The organism is Anatilimnocola aquadivae, from assembly GCF_049819085.1.
Lineage (GTDB): Bacteria > Planctomycetota > Planctomycetia > Pirellulales > Pirellulaceae > Anatilimnocola.
On the sequence record NZ_CP187419.1, the window covers coordinates 6950585 to 6968393 of the forward strand.

A 17809-nucleotide genomic window follows, 5' to 3' on the forward strand; every position below is an offset into this window, starting at 1 on the left:
TCGGCTACCGATCATCGAGCGCGGTCGGCGCACTACCCGATCGTGACGAATCGAGATAACTGACCAGCAGCACGTGCGCGGCGATCTTGTCGCGACGTTCTTTCCGCTGCTTGGGTGAGAGTCCCGCTTCGGCCATCAACTCGTTGGCCTGCGAGGTGGTGAACCGTTCATCGAAGAGCACGATGGGAATGTTCACAAGCGGCGCGAGCCAAGTGGTAAACGCTCGCACTTCGGCCGATTTCTGACTTTCCGTTCCACTCGTATGCAGCGGCAATCCCACGAGCAATCCCACGATTCGCTCGCTCTTCACCAACTGCTGCAGCCAGGCTCCATCTTTTTGTTCTCCCCGGCGAGTGTAGTTTTCCAGCGGGTTGGCGAACTTCTGATCGGGATCGGTAATCGCGACGCCAATTCGCACGCTGCCGTAATCAATTGCCGCGATTCGCCCAGCGCGCGGCAGACCGTCAGACATCGAAGCGGTGTTTATCGGCAGTTCCATCATTCGAGGTATTCTACCGTGGGCTGAAAGCCTACGAAGGCGCTTGCTAGCACGGCATTTTGCGAAAACAATTGCATCGACAAAAACCGATCTGTTATAGTAGAGACCGCCGTTGTGGCTCCCACGATGGCTCCTTCCTCCACTGCCACTTGCCTGCCCCCCGCCTGCACGCACAAGGTGCCTCATGCTCAACCTGTTTCCTGGTCGGACGCGTGATTGTGAAGGTGTTTCTCGGCGCAGTTTTTTGCAAGTTGGTGCGCTCGGCGGACTAGGGCTTTCGCTTCCTGGCTTGCTCGCCAGTCAGGCAGTCGCGAAGTCGACCGGCAAGTCGTCGCTCGGCCAGTGCAATGTGATTCTGGTTTGGACCCGCGGTGGTACCAGCCATCACGATACGTTTGATCCCAAGCCCGATGCTCCCGTGAACGTGCGCGGCGAATATGGCGTGATTGACACGGCCATTCCTGGCGTCAAGTTCACCGAGATCGTCCCCAACTTCGCCAAGGAAGCCAAGCGCTTCGCACTGTTGCGAGGCTGGAACCCGCTCAATGGCAGCCATGGTGCGGCCGACCAGTACGTGATGTCGGGCCGCAAGATGAATCAAGCCGTTCGCTATCCGACGATGGGCTCGGTGGTTAGTTACCACAAAGGGTTCAAGTCGGCCCTGCCCCCGTTCGTGCAAGTGGGCACGGAAGTCGATCGCCGCTTTGGTGGTGGCAGCCCGGGCATTCTTGGCCTCGAACATGGTGCTTTCGAAATCGCCGCCGATCCCAGCGCCGAGAAGTTTATCGTCCGCGATATCACGCCCCCTGCTGGCGTCACCAGTGAGCGGATCGATCGTCGCCGCAAGATGCTTTCCGCCGTCGATCAATTGCAACGTCAGGCTGACATTCAGCCAGCCGCTTACGACGCGCTCGACGAACACTACAAAACGGCGCTCAACATGATCACCGCGCCCGAAACCAAGGGTGCCTTCGCCATCGACAAAGAAGACGGCAAACTACGCGATGCCTACGGTCGCAACAAATTCGGCCAAGGATTGCTGCTGGCCCGCCGCCTGATCGAAGCTGGTGTTCGCTTTGTCACGGTCACCGACGGTGGCTGGGACACGCACGCCAACAACTTCAAAACGCTGAAGAACAGCCGCATTCCGCCCGTCGATCAAGGGCTGCCGCAACTCGTCATCGATCTCGAACAGCGAGGCATGCTTGACAACACCCTGGTCGTGTGGCTCACCGACTTCGGTCGCACTCCCAAGATCAACTCCGCCAGCGGACGCGATCACTGGGCCTCTTCGGGATTTGCCATGATGGCTGGCGGCGGTGTTCCCGGCGGTCATGTGCTCGGCCAGACCGACGACGAAGGTGGCTTTGTCACCAAGGACGAGTACCTGAGCGAAGACATCGTCAACACCATCTATCAAAAAGTCGGCATCCCCGCCGATCTGATGGTCAACGCTCCCGACGGCCGCCCGATTCGCCTGCTCGAAGGCAAGCCCATCAAAGAATGGTTGTAGGGTGGAAGGGCTGGGGGCTAGGATCTGGGGGCTAGGGGAAGCGTTAGTCAGTTCTCTGGCGACTAGCATTTTTCTAAGGTCACAGATTGTGACCTTAAAGCTAGCGGGCCCTTTTATTCGATTCAACGGTCGCCAGCGGCTCGGTTAACCATTTGCTGCCTTTGCAGTTAACTCTCTGAGAAAGCCCGCTGCGGGCTTACCTTTCGAGCATTTGCGAGCCCTCGTATAATCGAGGGCTGCTGCGAGTGATTTGACTGCGAAGGATGGACGCGATGAAGGTCGGAGCTGTTTCCTATCTGAATACCAAGCCGTTGGTCTATGGCTTGCCTACGCGCGAACGCGACTTCGAGCTGGTCTTCGATCTTCCCAGCCGACTGGCCGATCGCCTGGGTCGCGGCGAGCTCGATGTCGCCCTGATTCCTTCGATTGAGTTCTTTCAAAACCCCAGCTACACGATCATTTCCGATGCCTGCATCGGCTGCCGCGGACCAGTCTTCAGCGTGAAGCTGTTTTCGCGAGTTCCTGTTTCGCAAATCAAGACCTTGGCCCTCGACGAAGGTTCCCGCACCAGCGCCGCACTTGTTCAGATCCTGCTGAAAGAACGCCACGGCGTAACGCCCGCGCTATTGCCACTACCCATTGGTTCGCCCTGGGAAGAATCGCCCGCTGATGGCATCCTGGTCATTGGCGATCGGGCCATGCATCCGCCCCGACAGGGTAGTCATCTCGCTCCGCGAGATGAAAGCATCTCGCGGAGCGAGGTAACTGCCCTGGGCGAGTATGCCGAGATCTGGGACCTAGGCGATGTCTGGTGTCGGTGGGCGGAACTCCCCTTTGTGTTTGCGATGTGGGTCGCGCGACCCGGCATCGACACCACCGATCTGGCCGCGCGATTGTCTCTGGCCCGCGATCAGGGTCTGGCACATTTGCCGCAGATCGCCGCCGCCGAAGCTCCGCGGTATGGCCTCAGTTACGAACAATGTCTTGTCTATCTGCGCGACAACTTACATTTTTACCTTCACGACCGTGAACTGAGCGGTTTGCGCAAGTTCCACGAATACGCCATCCGCCTGGGCCTGGCTCCCGCCGAAGTTGGAGTTCCGGCTTTAGCCGGCGTGACTCGAATTGATAAGGGCACCGCCTGAAGGCGGAACTCCAACATGATCAACACCATTCTCAGCAAAGCGGTTGCTGGCGAACGTCTCACTTCCGACGAAGGCCTGACGCTGTTGCAATCGAACGACCTCGCTGCCATCGGCCGCGCTGCCGATGCCGTCACGCGGCGGTTGCATCCCGAGCCGATTCGCACCTACAACATCGACCGCAACATCAACTACACCAACATCTGCACGGCGGTTTGCGACTTTTGCGCGTTCTATCGTCGGCCCAAATCGCCGGAAGGGTACGTGCTGCCTCGTGAAGAACTGCTGCAGAAAGTTCGCGAGACGGTGGAACTCGGTGGCGATCAAATCTTGATGCAGGGCGGATTACATCCCGACTACAAGCTGGAATGGTACGAAGAACTGCTGCACGACATTCGCAGCAACTACCCCACGATCAACATCCACGGCTTCAGCCCGCCCGAGATTCATCACTTCACCAAAGTGAACAAATTGCCGCTGAAAACGGTGCTTCAGCGGCTGAAGGATGCCGGCCTGGGTAGCTTGCCGGGTGGTGGTGGCGAGATCCTGGTCGATCGCGTGCGCGGGGCGATGACGCGCGGCAAAGTGATGACCGACGACTGGCTGAACGTGATGCGAGTTTGGCACGAACTGGGCGGTCACGGTAGCGCCACGATGATGTTCGGCCATATCGAAACCCTGGCCGAGCGAATCGAACATCTCGAGCGGCTCCGCCAGCTACAAGATGAAACGCACGGCTTCACTGCGTACATCTGCTGGACGTTTCAGCCTGACCACACCGACATGGCCAACGTGCCGCCGGCCGGCTCGTTCGAATACTTGAAAACCCAAGCCGTCAGCCGACTTTACCTCGATAACTTCCCTAGCATTCAGTCGAGTTGGGTCACGCAGGGCTTGAAGATTGGTCAGCTGGCTCTGCTCTTCGGCGCGAATGACATGGGCAGTTTAATGATCGAAGAAAACGTCGTCGCTGAAGCAGGCACCGTTCACTTCCTGACACTCGACCAGATTCGCGATTCGATCAGCGAACTCGGGTTTACGCCGCGGCAACGCAACGTGCATTATCAGTTGCTGGACCTCGATCACGAAACTCGCGCGGTTGCTGCCAATCGTCGGCGGCAAACATTGCCCCTCGTGCAATTGGCGAGTTGATATCACGCGGGCAACTGCGGAATCACCTTCAGCAGAAATTTCGCCAGGCGTTCGGCGGCTTTATTCGCTTCGTCGCGCAGCTTCCAAAGATCGAGCGCGGTGCCGGGACGCTTGAAGATTGCCTGCAGCGCGATGCCTGCCTGCTTGGCGAGATTTTTTTCGTTCATCAGCGCCTCGACCTCTCGGGGCAATTCATCTTCGAGCGCATCGCTGATGATCCGCACCGACAAGAATCGCACGCCGGCCAAGCTGCATTCTTTGGCAACAGCAAATGTCTCCATATCGCAGGCCAGCGCGCGATGTTGCTCGCCGGCAACTCGCTTTTCGGCCGTCGTTTTGAGAACGCCATCGACCGTGAGCAAACGCCCTACATGCAACTTGGGGGTCGGTTGCATTTTCAGTTCAATCTGCAGTTCTTCGCCGGCGGTGTTCGCCACCGAGTTTGCCATCAGTATGTGACCGCGGTGAAGCTGATCGCTGAGAGCTCCCGCAAAGCCGGCCGAAACAATCCACTTGGGCTCGTAAGCGCGAATCATTTCGCGGGTCGCCCTTGCCGCTGCTTCCTGACCGATGCCCGCTTCGGCAATCACGGCCAACTTTCCTGCCAATGAACCGGCGTGCTCAACATGCTTGGGCCGTTTGGTGGAAACGACATCTTGCAACTGATCGACCAGAGGCCCCGCTTCCATTCCCAGGGCGAAAATCAAGGCAAGATCGCACGGGAGCTCCTCTCCCGGAGTCACTTCCGCTGGATCGCTGGCTGAAGCACCCTGCCCCGCCGGTCGTTGACCGGAGATTGCGCCGCCCACATGTTGCCGAATGGCCTGTTCGGCCGCATCTCGCAAGTAATTGTTCACCAGCCAGCGAAGGAGCATCGAGTTAGTCTTTCCGTTCGGTGCGGAGCGGTGCGCGCGGCATGATATTGATGCCCAGGCGACTGAGACAGGCGAGAAAGATCGTCGTGGCAACCACTTCGTCGATGTTTCCAAAGCCGGGAATGTTGTCGGGTAGAAACTCAATGAAGCCGGCAGTGGGGTTTGCCAGATAGATGCCAGCCAACACAAGGCCGGCAACCGAGACGAGATTGCTCACCATCCCGGAGCGAGCGGGCAGCACGTCCGAATAAACGGGAGCGGAACTGTTCGTGGAGCCAGATTTCGGGTCAGCCATGCGAGTTACTTTCTCTGTTTACCTACCGCCAGCCTGTAACCAGCGGCCAAACTCTGTATCGAGCTTGGCGATCGACGTTTCGTACGCTTCTTCCAGGGCCTTTTCTGCCACCACGCCCGCCTTTAGCTGGCGAGTGCAGCGTAGAAACTTCTTCGGCTCGGTTTGCAGCAAAAAGGCCACCATGCCAAACGATTGCAGGTAATCGCGAGCATCCCAATCTTCGAGTTGCCGAATCGTTTGCTCTACCCAAGGACGCAGCCGGTTCGCGGCGAACAGTTCCCGCAACTGCGAAACCCAATCGCCGGGCTTCGGGCCCTCATTCTGATTATAGACCGATCGCCACAAATTCTTTTTCAAAGCCGCAAATTCGCAGTACTCGGCAAATCCCTCGCTGAGCCACCGGGGTGCGCGATAATTCGTGGCGACATTCAGCTGCTTGCGACCACCCATAAAACAAACTCCGTGAACGGGTGGTCTCAGCTTCATGGTTTGGGGTGTTTCGTAGAAAAAGGCCATCAGCGTGTGATCGAAGGCAACCAGGCCGCGGCCGACCGACCAACTCGGGCCGCGTTCTTCCAACGAATACAGTTTTTCCATTACCGAGCGGAAATGTTCGTAGGGTTCGGAGCCTACGAAGCACATTTGCTCGTAGGACTCCGGCCGCGTGCAGGTCAGTTCCATGCTGCCGGTCAAATTTTGCAGATGACCGACCAGATTCTCAAATCCCTGAGCCATTTTCACGCATTCCGGCGATGGCATTTGCGTGTGTACGACCACGTGGCGAGTTTCGACCCGTGTTAGCTGAAGATTTGTCTCTTTTTCCCACTTCTGATGGGAATCGCGAGCCGTTTTCAGGCGGGCGGTCTGCTCATCGACCAACTCCTGCTGATTGCGATTCGCCTGACACTTGGGGCAAAACCGATGGGGAACTGCATCTGCGGCCTTGGGAGCAGGCTGACCTTCAACATGAAAGTACGGCCGGCGGTTCTTCAGGGGCAAAAATCCCAAGCCACCGCAGTCGGGACAGTCATTTTTGGGGGCCTCTTGAGCGCTGATTGGCACCGAAGCCACAGTCGCCAGGGAAAAAGCGGCGGCTTTTTTCAGCCAGGTGCGGCGATCGATGGGGGAAAACATGTCGAAGCTCCAACGCGGGGCAATTTCGCTGTCGCTCATTATGCCGAACGGCGAATGCGCAGGCCACTTTTTCTTCGGATCAGACCGAGAAGCAGCGGCAGTTAGTCAGACTTTTTCAGCGTCAGCAGCAAATCGATGCCCGTTGCTTCGGCGGACACCTGAAAATGAAGCGCTGAGATTTCTGCGGTCATGGCCAATCGAGCCAGGTCACTGCGGGTTCGATACAGCAAATACCAATTCCCGATCCATTCCATAAAGGCCCGGCTGGGATTCCACGGCGCGAAATTGAAAATAAGTGCTTCGCCGGCTGGATTCAGGCAGCTCCAAATCATTTTCACCATGGCGACCGCAGCGTCGTCCTCCAGGTAATCGAAAAATCCTGTGCACACCACAAGATCTGCGTTACCCATTGCCGCCACCCTGGTCGATTTTTTGGGGAGCCGAACTAGATTCTCAGCCTCGGCTGACAATTCGATGTTGCCCAAGTGAGGCTGCAAATTCTGTTGAGCCAGGGAAATCGCAACTGGATCAAGATCGAGCAAACAGATCTGGCCGCCGGCTTTCTGTTCCGCTGCCACGAGCTGCAACGCATCGGCAATCTCGAGTGCCGCCCCACTGCCGATGACGACCACTTTTTTGGGACGAATATCTTGGTTGAAGAATGCGACGATTCGATCGCGCACTAGCTGCATTCGATTGCGAACTGCTTGGGGTGCCGCCTGGCGAAGAAAGTACCGATCAAAGGCCGAACCGAGTGGATCAGAGGTTACGCGCTGCTGATAAATAGCACCCAGCATTTCGTGGTCGCCCGCATAACCTCGCGGCTTTTCTCGCGCGCGCAATTGCAGCCAGCCAGGCTGAAGAATCTCGCCGGCGTGCTGCCACATCAAGAATGAGATCTCGCGATTCGCAGGTCCCCAAAGATTAGCCTGGGCAAGTGCAGCCAGCCCGCAATCGAGAATGAGACCAACATCGCGGCCTGCATCGACAGCCGCCGGAAGTTGCTCGCACCAATACACGCCGACGCTCTTGGCAATCGTGGCGAGATCGGAAGATGACTGTGGATTCAGCATAGACACGAAAAAACCCCTTGTGAGTTGCCTCACAAGGGGTCCATATTTCGAAGAGCTGAGTAAACTCAAACTCCTTACTAGCAAAAAACCCCGGCGATACCTACTTTCGCGTTTGTTGCACTATCATCGGCTCCGAAAGCTTAACTACTGTGTTCGGGATGGGAACAGGTGTGGCCTTTCGGATGTAGTCACCGGGAATGATACGGCAGCCGGTAAAGACTGCCGCACCCTATACATTAAGGTTGTTGGGTAAATGGCACCAGGTTAGTTCAAGTCCGCAGACTTGATTTTTGCCCAATCTTAGCCTGAGAAGCTTCAGAAGCTATCATACTTCAGCTGCCTCAGGAGAATTGTGAATAAATGTGGCCAAGCGTTCGTCCATTAGTACCAGTTAGCTAAGCATATTACTACGCGTACACATCTGGCCTATCAACCTCGTCATCTTCGAGGGGACTTTCGGCAAAGCCTACGAAATCTAATCTTGGAGAGGGCTTCACGCTTAGATGCTTTCAGCGTTTATCCTTTCCGCACTTAGCTATCCAGCCGTGCCACTAGCGTGACAACTGGTACACCAGAGGTGCGTCCTTCTAAATCCTCTCGTACTAAAGAAGATCCTCCTCAAATTTCGTACGCCCATGGCAGATAGGGACCGACCTGTCTCACGACGGTCTGAACCCAGCTCACGTACCACTTTCATTGGCGAACAGCCAAACCCTTGGGAGCTTCTTCACCCCCAGGATGTGATGAGCCGACATCGAGGTGCCAAACCGCTACGCCGCTGTGGACGCTCGGTAGCGATCAGCCTGTTATCCCCAGAGTACCTTTTATCTGATGAGCGATGACCCTTCCATACGGAATCACCGGATCACTAAGCCCTACTTTCGTATCTGCTCGACTGATAAGTCTCGCAGTTAAGCACCCTTCTACCTTTGCGCTCGGCGCCTGATTGCCAACCAGGCTGAGGGTACCTTTGGACTCCTCCGTTACTTTTTTGGAGGAGACCGCCCCAGTCAAACTGCCCAACTGACACTGTTCCCTGCCCGGATTCACGGGACAGGGTTAGAATTAAAGCACATTCAGGGTGGTATTTCAACGTTGGCTCCCCGATAGCTGGCGCTACCGGTTCACAGCCTCCCACCTATCCTACACAAAACGTACCTCAACCCAATATCAGCCTACAGTAAAGGTTCATGGGGTCTTTCCGTCTAACCATGGGAACGTGGCATCTTCACCACGACTACAATTTCACCGGGTCGGTGGTTGAGACAGTGCTCCAATCATTACGCCATTCATGCAGGTCGGAACTTACCCGACAAGGAACTTCGCTACCTTAGGACCGTCATAGTTACGGCCGCCGTTTACCAGGGCTTCGGTTGCGAGCTTCGTCTTGCGACTAACCCTCTTCCTTAACCTTCTGGCACCGGGCAGGCGTCAGACTCTATACATCCTCTTACGAGTTGGCAGAGTCCTGTGTTTTTGATAAACAGTTGTTAGAGCCGATTTTCTGTGGCCTCCAATAAAGGAGGCACCCCTTATCCCGAAGTTACGGGGTGAATTTGCAGAGTTCCTTAACCACCGTTCTCCCGAGCGCCTGAGACTACTCGTCTCGCCTACCTGTGTCAGTTTTAGTACGGTTACTAATGCTTTAACCCTTAGAAGATTTTCTTGGACGCCCTGCAAGTGACTTCGAGAACATAAACGCTCTCGGGCCTACCCCTTGGCTTATGTGGGCGGATTTGCCTATCCCACACCTCAAAGTAGTCCACGGACATTTCTAGTCGTACCGCTCACTATTCAGACGCCGTCCCTCCATCAGTTCACATTAGCAGCGCAGGAATGTTGACCTGCTATCCATCGTCTACGCCTTTCGGCCTCGACTAAGGTACCGGCTAACCCTGGGCGGATTTCCCTTCCCCAGGAAACCTTAGGCTTTCGGCGAACAGGATTCTCACCTGTTTTATCGTTACTCATTCCGGCATAATCACCTGTACAGCCCGGCACCGCTCGTTACCGTGCGGCTTGTATCTGCTGTACAGCGCTCACCTACCAATCTTTCGATTCCATAGCTTCGGTTTAATACTTACTCCCGTTCATTATCGGCGCGACATTACTCGACCAGTAAGCTGTTACGCACTTTTTAAATGGTGGCTGCTTCTAAGCCAACATCCTGGCTGTCACAGTAACGTCACTTCCTTAGTGACTAAGTATTAATTTGGGACCTTAGCTGATGGTCTGGGTTGTTTCCCTCTCGACGACGAAGCTTATCCCTCGCCGTCTGTCTCCCGAGATAGTCATTATGGTATTCGGAGTTTGGCTCGGCCGGGTAGTCGGGAATGACCCCCATACCAATTCAGTCTCTCTACCCCCACAATGTAGTGCCTCGAGGCTATACCTCAATATATTTCGGTGAGAACCAGCTATCTCTGCGTTTGATTAGACTTTCACTCCTCCCCACAGGTCATCCCACCGGTTTTCAACCCAGACGAGTTCGGACCTCCACGCAGTTTAACCCGCGCTTCATCCTGCCCATGGGTAGTTCACGCAGTTTCGGGTCTACCACCAGCGACCAATTGTCGCCCTATTCAGACTCGGTTTCCCTAAGGCTTCGGCCCGTAAGGCCTTAACCAAGCCGCTGACGGTAACTCGCCGGATCATTATGCAAAAGGCACGCCGTCATACATTCCCCGAAGGGCATAGTACTCCGACAGCTTGTAAGCACATGGTTTCAGGTTCACATTCCTCCCCTCGACGGGGTTCTTCTCATCTTTCAGTCGCCCTACTGAGTTTGCTATCGGTCGTCAGAGAGTATTTAGCCTTACGGGATGGTCCCCGTAGATTCAGCCGGGGTTTCACGTGACCCAGCTTACTCAGGTATCCTTCGAGAGATCAGTTGAATGCCGCTTACGGGGCTGTCACCCTCTGTGGCTGGCTTTTCCTTGACCATTCTGCTATTCACTGATTTTGTAACTCTCATGTGAAGGACCCTACAACCCCGCATAGGAAAACCTACGCGGTTTGGGCTCTTTCGCTTTCGCTCGCCGCTACTTACGAAATCGATTTTTCCTTCTTTTCCACCGGGTAATGAGATGTTTCAGTTCTCCGGGTTGGCCGTTAGCACCTATGGATTCAGTGCTAACTAATTAGGGAACTTCGGGATCAACGCTTGTTTGACAGCTACCCCAAAATTTTCGCAGTCTTCCACGCCCGTCATCGCCTTCTGACGCCAAGACATCCCCCATGTGCCCTTAGTAGCTTGACCACAATTATTCAAAACTCTCCACCAACTACTACCGCAACAGCCTTTCGACCACCGCGATTTGATTAGTAGAGCATTCTGGATTGAGGCAGCTACGCTTTTGGTACCCAACCGCACGTTGTGAAACGTGGGGCCGGTACATCCAGCGTTTTCTAGTAACGATAGCTCTATTTCATCTCACCAAACCAGGCTTTCGCCCGATTTGGCATACGCTTAAGAGTTTCATCGTGAGCATTCCGTGTTGGCCAAGCCCTTTCGAGCCTAACCAAGACGACACTCACATGAAGATGCCATCTACCCAACAACCAAATTGTCAAAGATCTAACCAGGTGGAGGTGGCCGAAACCACAAACTCAAGCCTGCCTGTTGACCAGGAGAAGTGGCTCGTTTTCGAAGCAACTTCTCGCGATCAACCTTCGTTTTTCACTTGGGGTTAACCAAAGTGGGAAAGAGCGAATTTACAACTCTTGGCCACCCTCGTCAACACCACCGACAAAAAATCACTGCTACTTTTCTAACCGACTGGAACTTCGCTTCCCGAAAGGAAGCGTCCCGCGAGTAAGCGGAGAGCAGTAATTCCTTCGACGGTTTCTACTATAGGAATTCTGAAACGGCGGGCAAGGGGTGTTTTGCGTTTCGTCTCAGATTTCTTTTTCGAAGCCGTCCTTTGCACTGCAGAACCAAATCAATCCATCAACTTCAACAAAACCAGTGGAGACGAAGGGGATCGAACCCTCAACCCCTGCCTTGCAAAGGCAGTGCTCTCCCAATTGAGCTACGTCCCCGGCTTTCAAGTGCGCGGCACAAGATTCGAACTTGTGACCTCGTCGTTATCAGCGACGCGCTCTAACCAACTGAGCTAGCCGCGCATTTGACCGGCTGTTTCCAGCGGGAAACCTCGAATTGTAAACAAGCCGGCAGGCTTGTCAAACGGGGCTCACCACTGAAAATCCTCGGCGAAACCTAGCGCGTCCCTGCCAGATAAGCCTCAGCACAGCCTTGTGCTGAGAACCGAAATTATCGGCGAAGAGGTCGCGGAAGTTGAGAAACCAGCGAAAAAATGTTGGAAAAACATCCTTCCCCACCGGTACAATCCGAAAATCTTGCCACTCACGCTGATTCCGCCGCGGCCGAGCCGCCGAAAAAGATCAGAGTCACGAACGACAAGATTTCTCGAAATCGACCTCACGAATTCGACACATTTGCATGGATGCGGGTTCGCGGGCCCCTTGGGCCACCAGCTCGCAGTCCACTCACGGAAGGAACGGAAGCCATGTTGCGAGCACTGCGTCGGGCATTTTTGGCTGGTTTGGCAGCGCCTGTTTGTTTTCTCGGCCAAGCTTCGGCCGAATCGCCTTCCGCCGCCGATGCACTGCGGCTGGTGCCGGTCCAGCCTGGAATCAACTTCGATACGCCCGAAAAGCAGGACCTGGCTAAGTGCAAAGTTGACGTCGAAACCGTTGGCGGCATTACGGGGTGGGTCGTGCGTGACGCCGGTGGACAGTTGCTGCGACGGTTCCTCGACACCAATGGCGACAACAAGGTCGACCAATGGTGCTATTTCGCGAATGGGATCGAAATCTATCGCGATATCGACGCGAATTACAACAACAAAGCGGACCAATATCGCTGGCTCGGAACAGCCGGAATTCGCTGGGGAACCGACGAAAACGAAGACGGCCGGATCGATGCCTGGAAAAATATTTCGCCCGAAGAAGTAACCGAAGAACTCGTCGCGGCGCTCCGCGATGGCGACGCTGCCCGCTTTCAGCGTCTGCTGCTGACCGGCGAAGAACTGCAAACGCTTGGTCTGGGGACCGATAAAGTCGCCGACATCAAGGCGAAAATTGCGGAAGCAGCCGAGAAGTTTGGTGAAGTGGCCCGCAAGCAGACCATGGTCGGCAAATCGTCCGAATGGATCTCGTTCGGCGCGAGCAAACCGGGTGTCTTCACCGCTGGTACGGAAGGTTCCACCAAGGATCTGGTGATCTACGACAACGTCACAGCCATCGTTCAGAATGGCAAAGACAAAACGTCGCAACTCATTGTGGGGTCGATTGTTCGGGTTGGCGACCGCTGGCGATTGATCGACCTGCCGAAGAACCTTTTGTCCGATCCGAATGCTTCGACTGTGGCCGGGTATTTCTTCCAGGCAGAGCCCATCGCGCGGACCGGTTCGGAAGAAGGAACCGAAAATCGAAGCGTCAGTCCCGAAGTGCAGAAGCAGATGGATCAGCTGACCAAGATCGACAAAGCGCTCGCCGAAGCAACTTCGGCCGCCCAAGTGACCAAGCTGAATAGCAGTCGTTGCGATGTGCTTGACCAACTGATCAAAGCCACGAGCGGCGAGGATCGATCCATCTGGATCCGCCAATACGCCGAGACCGTGTCGGCAGCGGTGCAATCGCGGGCCTACCCCGATGGGGTTCGCCGGCTGGCGACCTTGCTTGAGACTATTAAAGCCGATCCGAAGCTTCGCGAGCATGTTCCGTTCGTGGAGTTCCGCCAAATGAGCGCGGAATACAACCTGAGCCTGCAGGAAAAAGAGCCCGACTTCGAAAAGATCAACACCGCTTGGATGAACAATCTCGAAGCGTTCATCAGCCAGTATTCGACGAGCCCTGATGCGGCCGAGGCGATGCTGCAACTGGCCATTGGCTACGAATTCTCGGGCAAGGAAGAGAAAGCCCTGGAGTGGTTTGGCCGAATCGTCAAGGACTTCGGCACAACCGATCTGGCGAAGAAGGCCGCGGGAGCCAAACGCCGGCTGGAATCGGTCGGTCAGCCGATGTCGCTGCAAGGGAACCTGGTCGACGGCCGCAAGTTCGACCTGAGTGCCTATCGTGGCAAAGTCGTGCTGGTTCATTACTGGGCCACCTGGTGCGAACCTTGCAAACAGGACATGGCTCTGATTTCCACGATGCTCAATCGCTACTCAAAAGAATTCGCACCGGTTGGGGTGAACCTCGATAGCGACCTGAACACAGCGAAGAACTTCGTGACGACCAAGAAGCTCAGCTGGGCTCACGTCTACGACGAAGGTGGTCTCGAAAGTCGCGTGGCCAACGAAATGGGCATTCTCTCGCTGCCGACCATGCTGCTCATCGATCGCAACGGTCGCGTGATCAATCGCAACATCCACGCGAGCGAGATCGAGACGGAATTGAAGAAGCTGATTAAGTAAGGGCGTTTGCGATCGATGGTTGCAGACGTCAGGGAAATGATCCATGCGTATCGACATCGACGTTCACGAGCTGCCTCGTCGATTTGACGAGGCTTTGAAGGCTATGGCAAATGGTGATGAGATTTACCTCATCGCCGACGGAAGAGCCTGTGCGAAGCTCGCTCCATTGCTGCCTCGAACTCTCGATCTGCACCCGGGAGCATTCCAGATGGCGCCCGATTTCGACGATCCATTACCCGATGAGTTCTGGATCAATGAAGACAATCCGTTGATGAAAACGCATGGACTTCCCCCACACGACAGCCCCGATCAGAAACGTCTCGATTGCAAATAGAAGCCGCACATCTTTGATTCGGCTTTAAAACGCGGCGTTCCCTTCACGTGGAAATAATTCGATGTGCGAAACTCCGAGACGTTCTGCCCGTAAGCGGAGAACGCTTCGATTATCCTGCTCTCCAGAACTGGCTCAGGAAACATCAACTGCAGGAACTTCGTTGCACCTTCTGTCGACTGAGTAGACTCGGTTTTGGCTTCGTCGCGCCACGGCGGAATCTGGTCAAACTTTGCTTGAAGTTCGTTGGCGATTGACTCGATCCATTCGTTCTCGCTCTCCTCGTGATCGCCGGTAATCTCCAGGGAGAGTCGTGAAACAAGCGGTAGGGCCGCGTGCTCGAAGTTGAGCGTCTGAAAAAGATTCGCCGACTCGCTTGCGATTCGCACGAGCTTTTCGGAAATAAAACTTCCCGGGTGGCCATACCAGATGGCGTTCACATACACCGTTTGCTCGCCGAACACTACCGCGATGCGCTGCGAGTGGCTGCCGGCTTGAGCACGACAACTGACGTCCAAAAAGCGAGAACCATCCGTCAACAGAGCTTCATCAATCGACTTGACCTGCTTCTTACCGCGAGTATCGCAGGTATCGAACCAGAGATTAAACGCATCTCGGTATTTCGAAATCATGTAGTCGCAAAACAGCTTCGTTAGCATCCGTTCGTTCATACTTCACGCATCAATGCCGCTACCTGCTGATCATCGTGACGCGGCGAATTGGCGAGGACTTCAATCACGCGCTCACGACGTTCCGCGGGGTGGTTCTGATTGAGCTTCCACTTCCCTTCGAGTTGGTCGATGGTGATCTCGAAGCCGACGATCCCGCCAAGCAGCTTGTCGACGAAGGCCGTGTTTTGGGCTTCAAGTCGCCAAGGCTGCGGCTGAGGAGCCTCGTAGACGTTCACCGTTTGGCGAATCAGCTCAAGCAAGCAGTTTGGGTCTTCAATCAGACGCAAGCGGCCGGTGGCATGCACGGCAACGTAGTTCCACGTGGGCACCGTATTCGGCTCGGCATACCAAGTGGGCGAAATGTACGTGTGCGGCCCGCTGAAGATCGCCAGCACAGGGATACCATTGGATTCACCAACTGCGGCTTTCCACTGGGGATTGGCTCGGGCGAAGTGCCCACATAGCGTGCCGTATGACGCAGCATCGGGCTGATACAGCAGCGGAACGTGACTGGCGAACGGAACGCCCTCGTGCTGCGTGCAGACGACCGCAAAGCTGTGGTCGGCCATAAACTGCGCAAGGCGGGCCGGGTCACTTACTGCGAACGATGGCGGGACGTACATAGATCCTCAACCGCCGACCGCGCGGACCTGAAGGGGCTACAGATGCGACTCGGTGGAAGCGCCAGTGAAGGCACCACCGCGGCGGTCGTCGGTAGAATTGGTCACCATTCTCACCAGACGGCTTTCACCAGGACGCTCCTGTCGTGAAGCAGGTTCACTCGCGAGTAAATAACGCTGGCTTTCGAACACATTGCGTTCGATGTTAGCCGAGATTTCATCGAGCGGCAAATGACTGAGGCGATCGAGCGCGAAGGGATTCTGCAACTCGATGCCAATCTGATCGAGCGACAACAGCGGATAGGCCACGATGAGCACAATGATGGGAGTCATGATGCCCGTCTTGTCGACAATGGCGATGGGTAGCGCAACCAGGTAGACGAACAAAAAGCGACGAATCTTGATCGAAAAGACTTTCGCAAGAGGAGTCTTGAGGATGCGTTCGCAGGCACCAATATGGTCGATCAAGGTCGCACGCTCGTGCTCGGCTTGCATGAAGGCAAAGCGATCGAGGTGGCCATCGCGAACGGCGCTGCCCAGCAACTGCGCCAGCCTACCGGCGACATACATGGGTGCATGCGGTGCGGCAGCCAGCAGCGCTGTCTGTTGCTTGCCCAGGAGCCGTTCGAGATCCTGATAGTCGGTTTCGCCGCGCAGGCTATGACGGCAGGCATGGGCGAACGCAGCGGTCCAGCGGCTGAATTCTTCCTGCCAGTGGCGATCTTGCGGGCCATACACGGCCCCGATCGTCGCCAGGTTGCGAGTCTGATTGACGATGCCGCCCCAGAGCTTGCGGGCTTCGTACCAGCGGTCGTAGCCCGCATTGGTCCGCGTGACCAAGATCAGCGCGAGCACGACGCCGACGATTTCGTACGGCGCAACGGCCAAGCCGGTTTCAATCTTGGTCCACTCCACGAAGGTGTGTACCGCCATTCCGATCACGCAGAAGATGAAGACGCGCACGGCGATTTGCGGCGACACCGAACCATTTAAGCGAAATACTTCCGACCAAAAATCTTGTCGCATCATAACCACCTTATCCCTTGCGAGCGTGTTCATCTCTGCTGCGTGAATGCTTGTGCGTGCGCGGCGAACTCAACCCATGACATACAAGCCCATCGAGGTCTTGCGCAAGATCTGCTCGGTCATTTCCGTCTGCAGGGTGCGGAGTACGGGATTACGCCTGGCAATCCCTGTAACGACCAGATCGGCTTGCCACTTTTCGGCATAGGCGAGGAGAGAGGAACGGACGGAACCGCGCAACCAGCCACTTTCGAAGCGAGGTTTTTTTTGACCTCGACCGTACTCGGCTAATTCGCGGAGGAGTTCTTTCGCTTGATGATCGGTTTCGCCAATTGCCAGTAAACGATGGTCGGCAGTGGGAAAGAGCTCTTGAGAGAGGTACTGGCGAATCGCTTTGGCTGCTGCCGGCATGCCGTCCGTCACCAACAAGACGCGCCGAATCAACTGCGGGGGGCTGCGTAAGACCAGCAGTGGTTGCACGCCATGCCAGATCAGATTCGTTACCTCGGAAGCAGTCAGTCCTTGCTCAAAAGCCCAATCATGACTGGGCTGAAAACCAGTGATTACCAGATCGTGAAATTGGCACTCGCGGGGCAGTACCTCAAACGGGTCCCCTCTCAGCCGCCGCACGTCGAAATTGATGCCGGCCTTCAGGCAGTCGGTTGATAATTTCAGCCGGATGTCATCGTGGGTGCGATCGACGCGGCTAAGTCGGCCCGACTCGGCAGTGCAATAGGCGGCCGATTCGCAAGTCGTGGCCAATTCCGTAAAACGCCGAGTATCGAGGAGGGTGAGACCGCGAATTCGCGCGCCGTGACGTGTGGCTAAGTCGACCCCGAGCGAGATGATCTCGCTGGCCGACTTCGCTCCGCCGAGGTACAGCAGCAGACTACTTAGCATCGTCCCTCCGAGCGGAATTAGCGAGTTTGGCAAGGCGTTTGCTTCAACCCCGAATCTCTTCAGCTGCAAGGGCTTGCGACATTTTGTCGCAGTTGACCCATTCTTGCACTGGATTACATTTCCGTAACTTTAGGGAGATGA

At 55.7% G+C, this 17809-nt stretch carries 14 protein-coding genes, 2 tRNA genes and 2 rRNA genes; 5 read left to right on the forward strand and 13 right to left on the reverse strand.

Annotation, left to right across the window (positions count from 1 at the left end; all coding sequences use genetic code 11):
- Positions 1 to 4: 4 nt before the first annotated feature.
- A complete protein-coding gene (ruvX, locus tag NA78x_RS27590; protein WP_425615594.1) occupies positions 5 to 502 on the reverse strand; it encodes a Holliday junction resolvase RuvX in 498 nt (165 codons plus the stop codon).
- Positions 503 to 683: 181 nt separating this feature from the next.
- On the opposite strand from ruvX, the gene NA78x_RS27595 reads away from it, so the two are divergent.
- From NA78x_RS27595 to mqnC, 3 genes are all read left to right on the forward strand, one after another.
- Entirely contained in the window at positions 684 to 2012 is a 1329-nt protein-coding gene (locus NA78x_RS27595) for a DUF1501 domain-containing protein (protein WP_425615595.1), read from the forward strand.
- Between the two features lie 272 nt (positions 2013 to 2284).
- The gene (locus tag NA78x_RS27600) at positions 2285 to 3157 is read left to right on the forward strand and encodes a menaquinone biosynthetic enzyme MqnA/MqnD family protein (protein WP_425615596.1); all 873 of its coding nucleotides are present in this window, start codon (positions 2285 to 2287) and stop codon (positions 3155 to 3157) included.
- Positions 3158 to 3172: 15 nt separating this feature from the next.
- Complete coding sequence (mqnC, locus tag NA78x_RS27605) at positions 3173 to 4306, forward strand: cyclic dehypoxanthinyl futalosine synthase (protein ID WP_425615597.1); 1134 nt, start codon at positions 3173 to 3175, stop codon at positions 4304 to 4306.
- 2 nt (positions 4307 to 4308) lie between these two features.
- Here the strand turns inward: mqnC and NA78x_RS27610 are convergent, their stop codons facing one another.
- The 8 genes from NA78x_RS27610 to NA78x_RS27645 all read right to left on the reverse strand — a co-directional run bounded on the left by NA78x_RS27610 (position 4309) and on the right by NA78x_RS27645 (position 11808).
- Positions 4309 to 5181 (reverse strand): hypothetical protein, encoded by an 873-nt coding sequence (locus tag NA78x_RS27610; RefSeq protein WP_425615598.1) that lies wholly within the window; start codon positions 5179 to 5181, stop codon positions 4309 to 4311.
- A 4-nt stretch (positions 5182 to 5185) separates the two neighbouring features.
- Complete coding sequence (locus NA78x_RS27615; protein WP_425615599.1) at positions 5186 to 5476, reverse strand: hypothetical protein; 291 nt, start codon at positions 5474 to 5476, stop codon at positions 5186 to 5188.
- An 18-nt stretch (positions 5477 to 5494) separates the two neighbouring features.
- Positions 5495 to 6610 (reverse strand): hypothetical protein, encoded by a 1116-nt coding sequence (locus tag NA78x_RS27620; RefSeq protein WP_425615600.1) that lies wholly within the window; start codon positions 6608 to 6610, stop codon positions 5495 to 5497.
- Between the two features lie 101 nt (positions 6611 to 6711).
- Positions 6712 to 7689 carry a hypothetical protein gene (locus NA78x_RS27625; protein WP_425615601.1) on the reverse strand — a complete coding sequence of 326 codons (978 nt, stop codon included), beginning with the start codon at positions 7687 to 7689 and terminating at the stop codon, positions 6712 to 6714.
- An 82-nt stretch (positions 7690 to 7771) separates the two neighbouring features.
- A 5S ribosomal RNA gene (rrf, locus tag NA78x_RS27630) occupies positions 7772 to 7879 on the reverse strand.
- A 166-nt stretch (positions 7880 to 8045) separates the two neighbouring features.
- A 23S ribosomal RNA gene (locus tag NA78x_RS27635) occupies positions 8046 to 10942 on the reverse strand.
- A 709-nt stretch (positions 10943 to 11651) separates the two neighbouring features.
- A tRNA-Ala gene (locus tag NA78x_RS27640) sits at positions 11652 to 11724 on the reverse strand.
- A 10-nt stretch (positions 11725 to 11734) separates the two neighbouring features.
- A tRNA-Ile gene (locus tag NA78x_RS27645) sits at positions 11735 to 11808 on the reverse strand.
- Positions 11809 to 12212: 404 nt separating this feature from the next.
- Between NA78x_RS27645 and NA78x_RS27650 the strand changes: the two genes are divergently transcribed.
- Both NA78x_RS27650 and NA78x_RS27655 read left to right on the forward strand, forming a co-directional pair.
- Complete coding sequence (locus NA78x_RS27650; protein WP_425615602.1) at positions 12213 to 14123, forward strand: redoxin family protein; 1911 nt, start codon at positions 12213 to 12215, stop codon at positions 14121 to 14123.
- Between the two features lie 43 nt (positions 14124 to 14166).
- A complete protein-coding gene (locus tag NA78x_RS27655) occupies positions 14167 to 14457 on the forward strand; it encodes a type II toxin-antitoxin system Phd/YefM family antitoxin (RefSeq protein ID WP_425615603.1) in 291 nt (96 codons plus the stop codon).
- Here NA78x_RS27655 and NA78x_RS27660 read toward each other — a convergent pair.
- From NA78x_RS27660 to NA78x_RS27675, 4 genes are all read right to left on the reverse strand, one after another.
- Positions 14433 to 14894, reverse strand: coding sequence for a hypothetical protein (locus tag NA78x_RS27660; RefSeq protein ID WP_425615604.1), 462 nt, complete (start codon positions 14892 to 14894; stop codon positions 14433 to 14435). The genes NA78x_RS27655 and NA78x_RS27660 overlap by 25 nt on opposite strands.
- 227 nt (positions 14895 to 15121) lie before the next feature.
- Positions 15122 to 15748, reverse strand: a complete 627-nt coding sequence (locus NA78x_RS27665) for an FMN-binding negative transcriptional regulator (RefSeq protein WP_425615605.1) — start codon at positions 15746 to 15748, stop codon at positions 15122 to 15124.
- Between the two features lie 36 nt (positions 15749 to 15784).
- Positions 15785 to 16774: a bestrophin family protein gene (locus tag NA78x_RS27670; RefSeq protein ID WP_425615606.1), complete on the reverse strand. Its 990-nt coding sequence runs from the start codon at positions 16772 to 16774 to the stop codon at positions 15785 to 15787.
- A 66-nt stretch (positions 16775 to 16840) separates the two neighbouring features.
- The gene (locus NA78x_RS27675; RefSeq protein ID WP_425615607.1) at positions 16841 to 17668 is read right to left on the reverse strand and encodes a universal stress protein; all 828 of its coding nucleotides are present in this window, start codon (positions 17666 to 17668) and stop codon (positions 16841 to 16843) included.
- Positions 17669 to 17809: the final 141 nt, after the last annotated feature.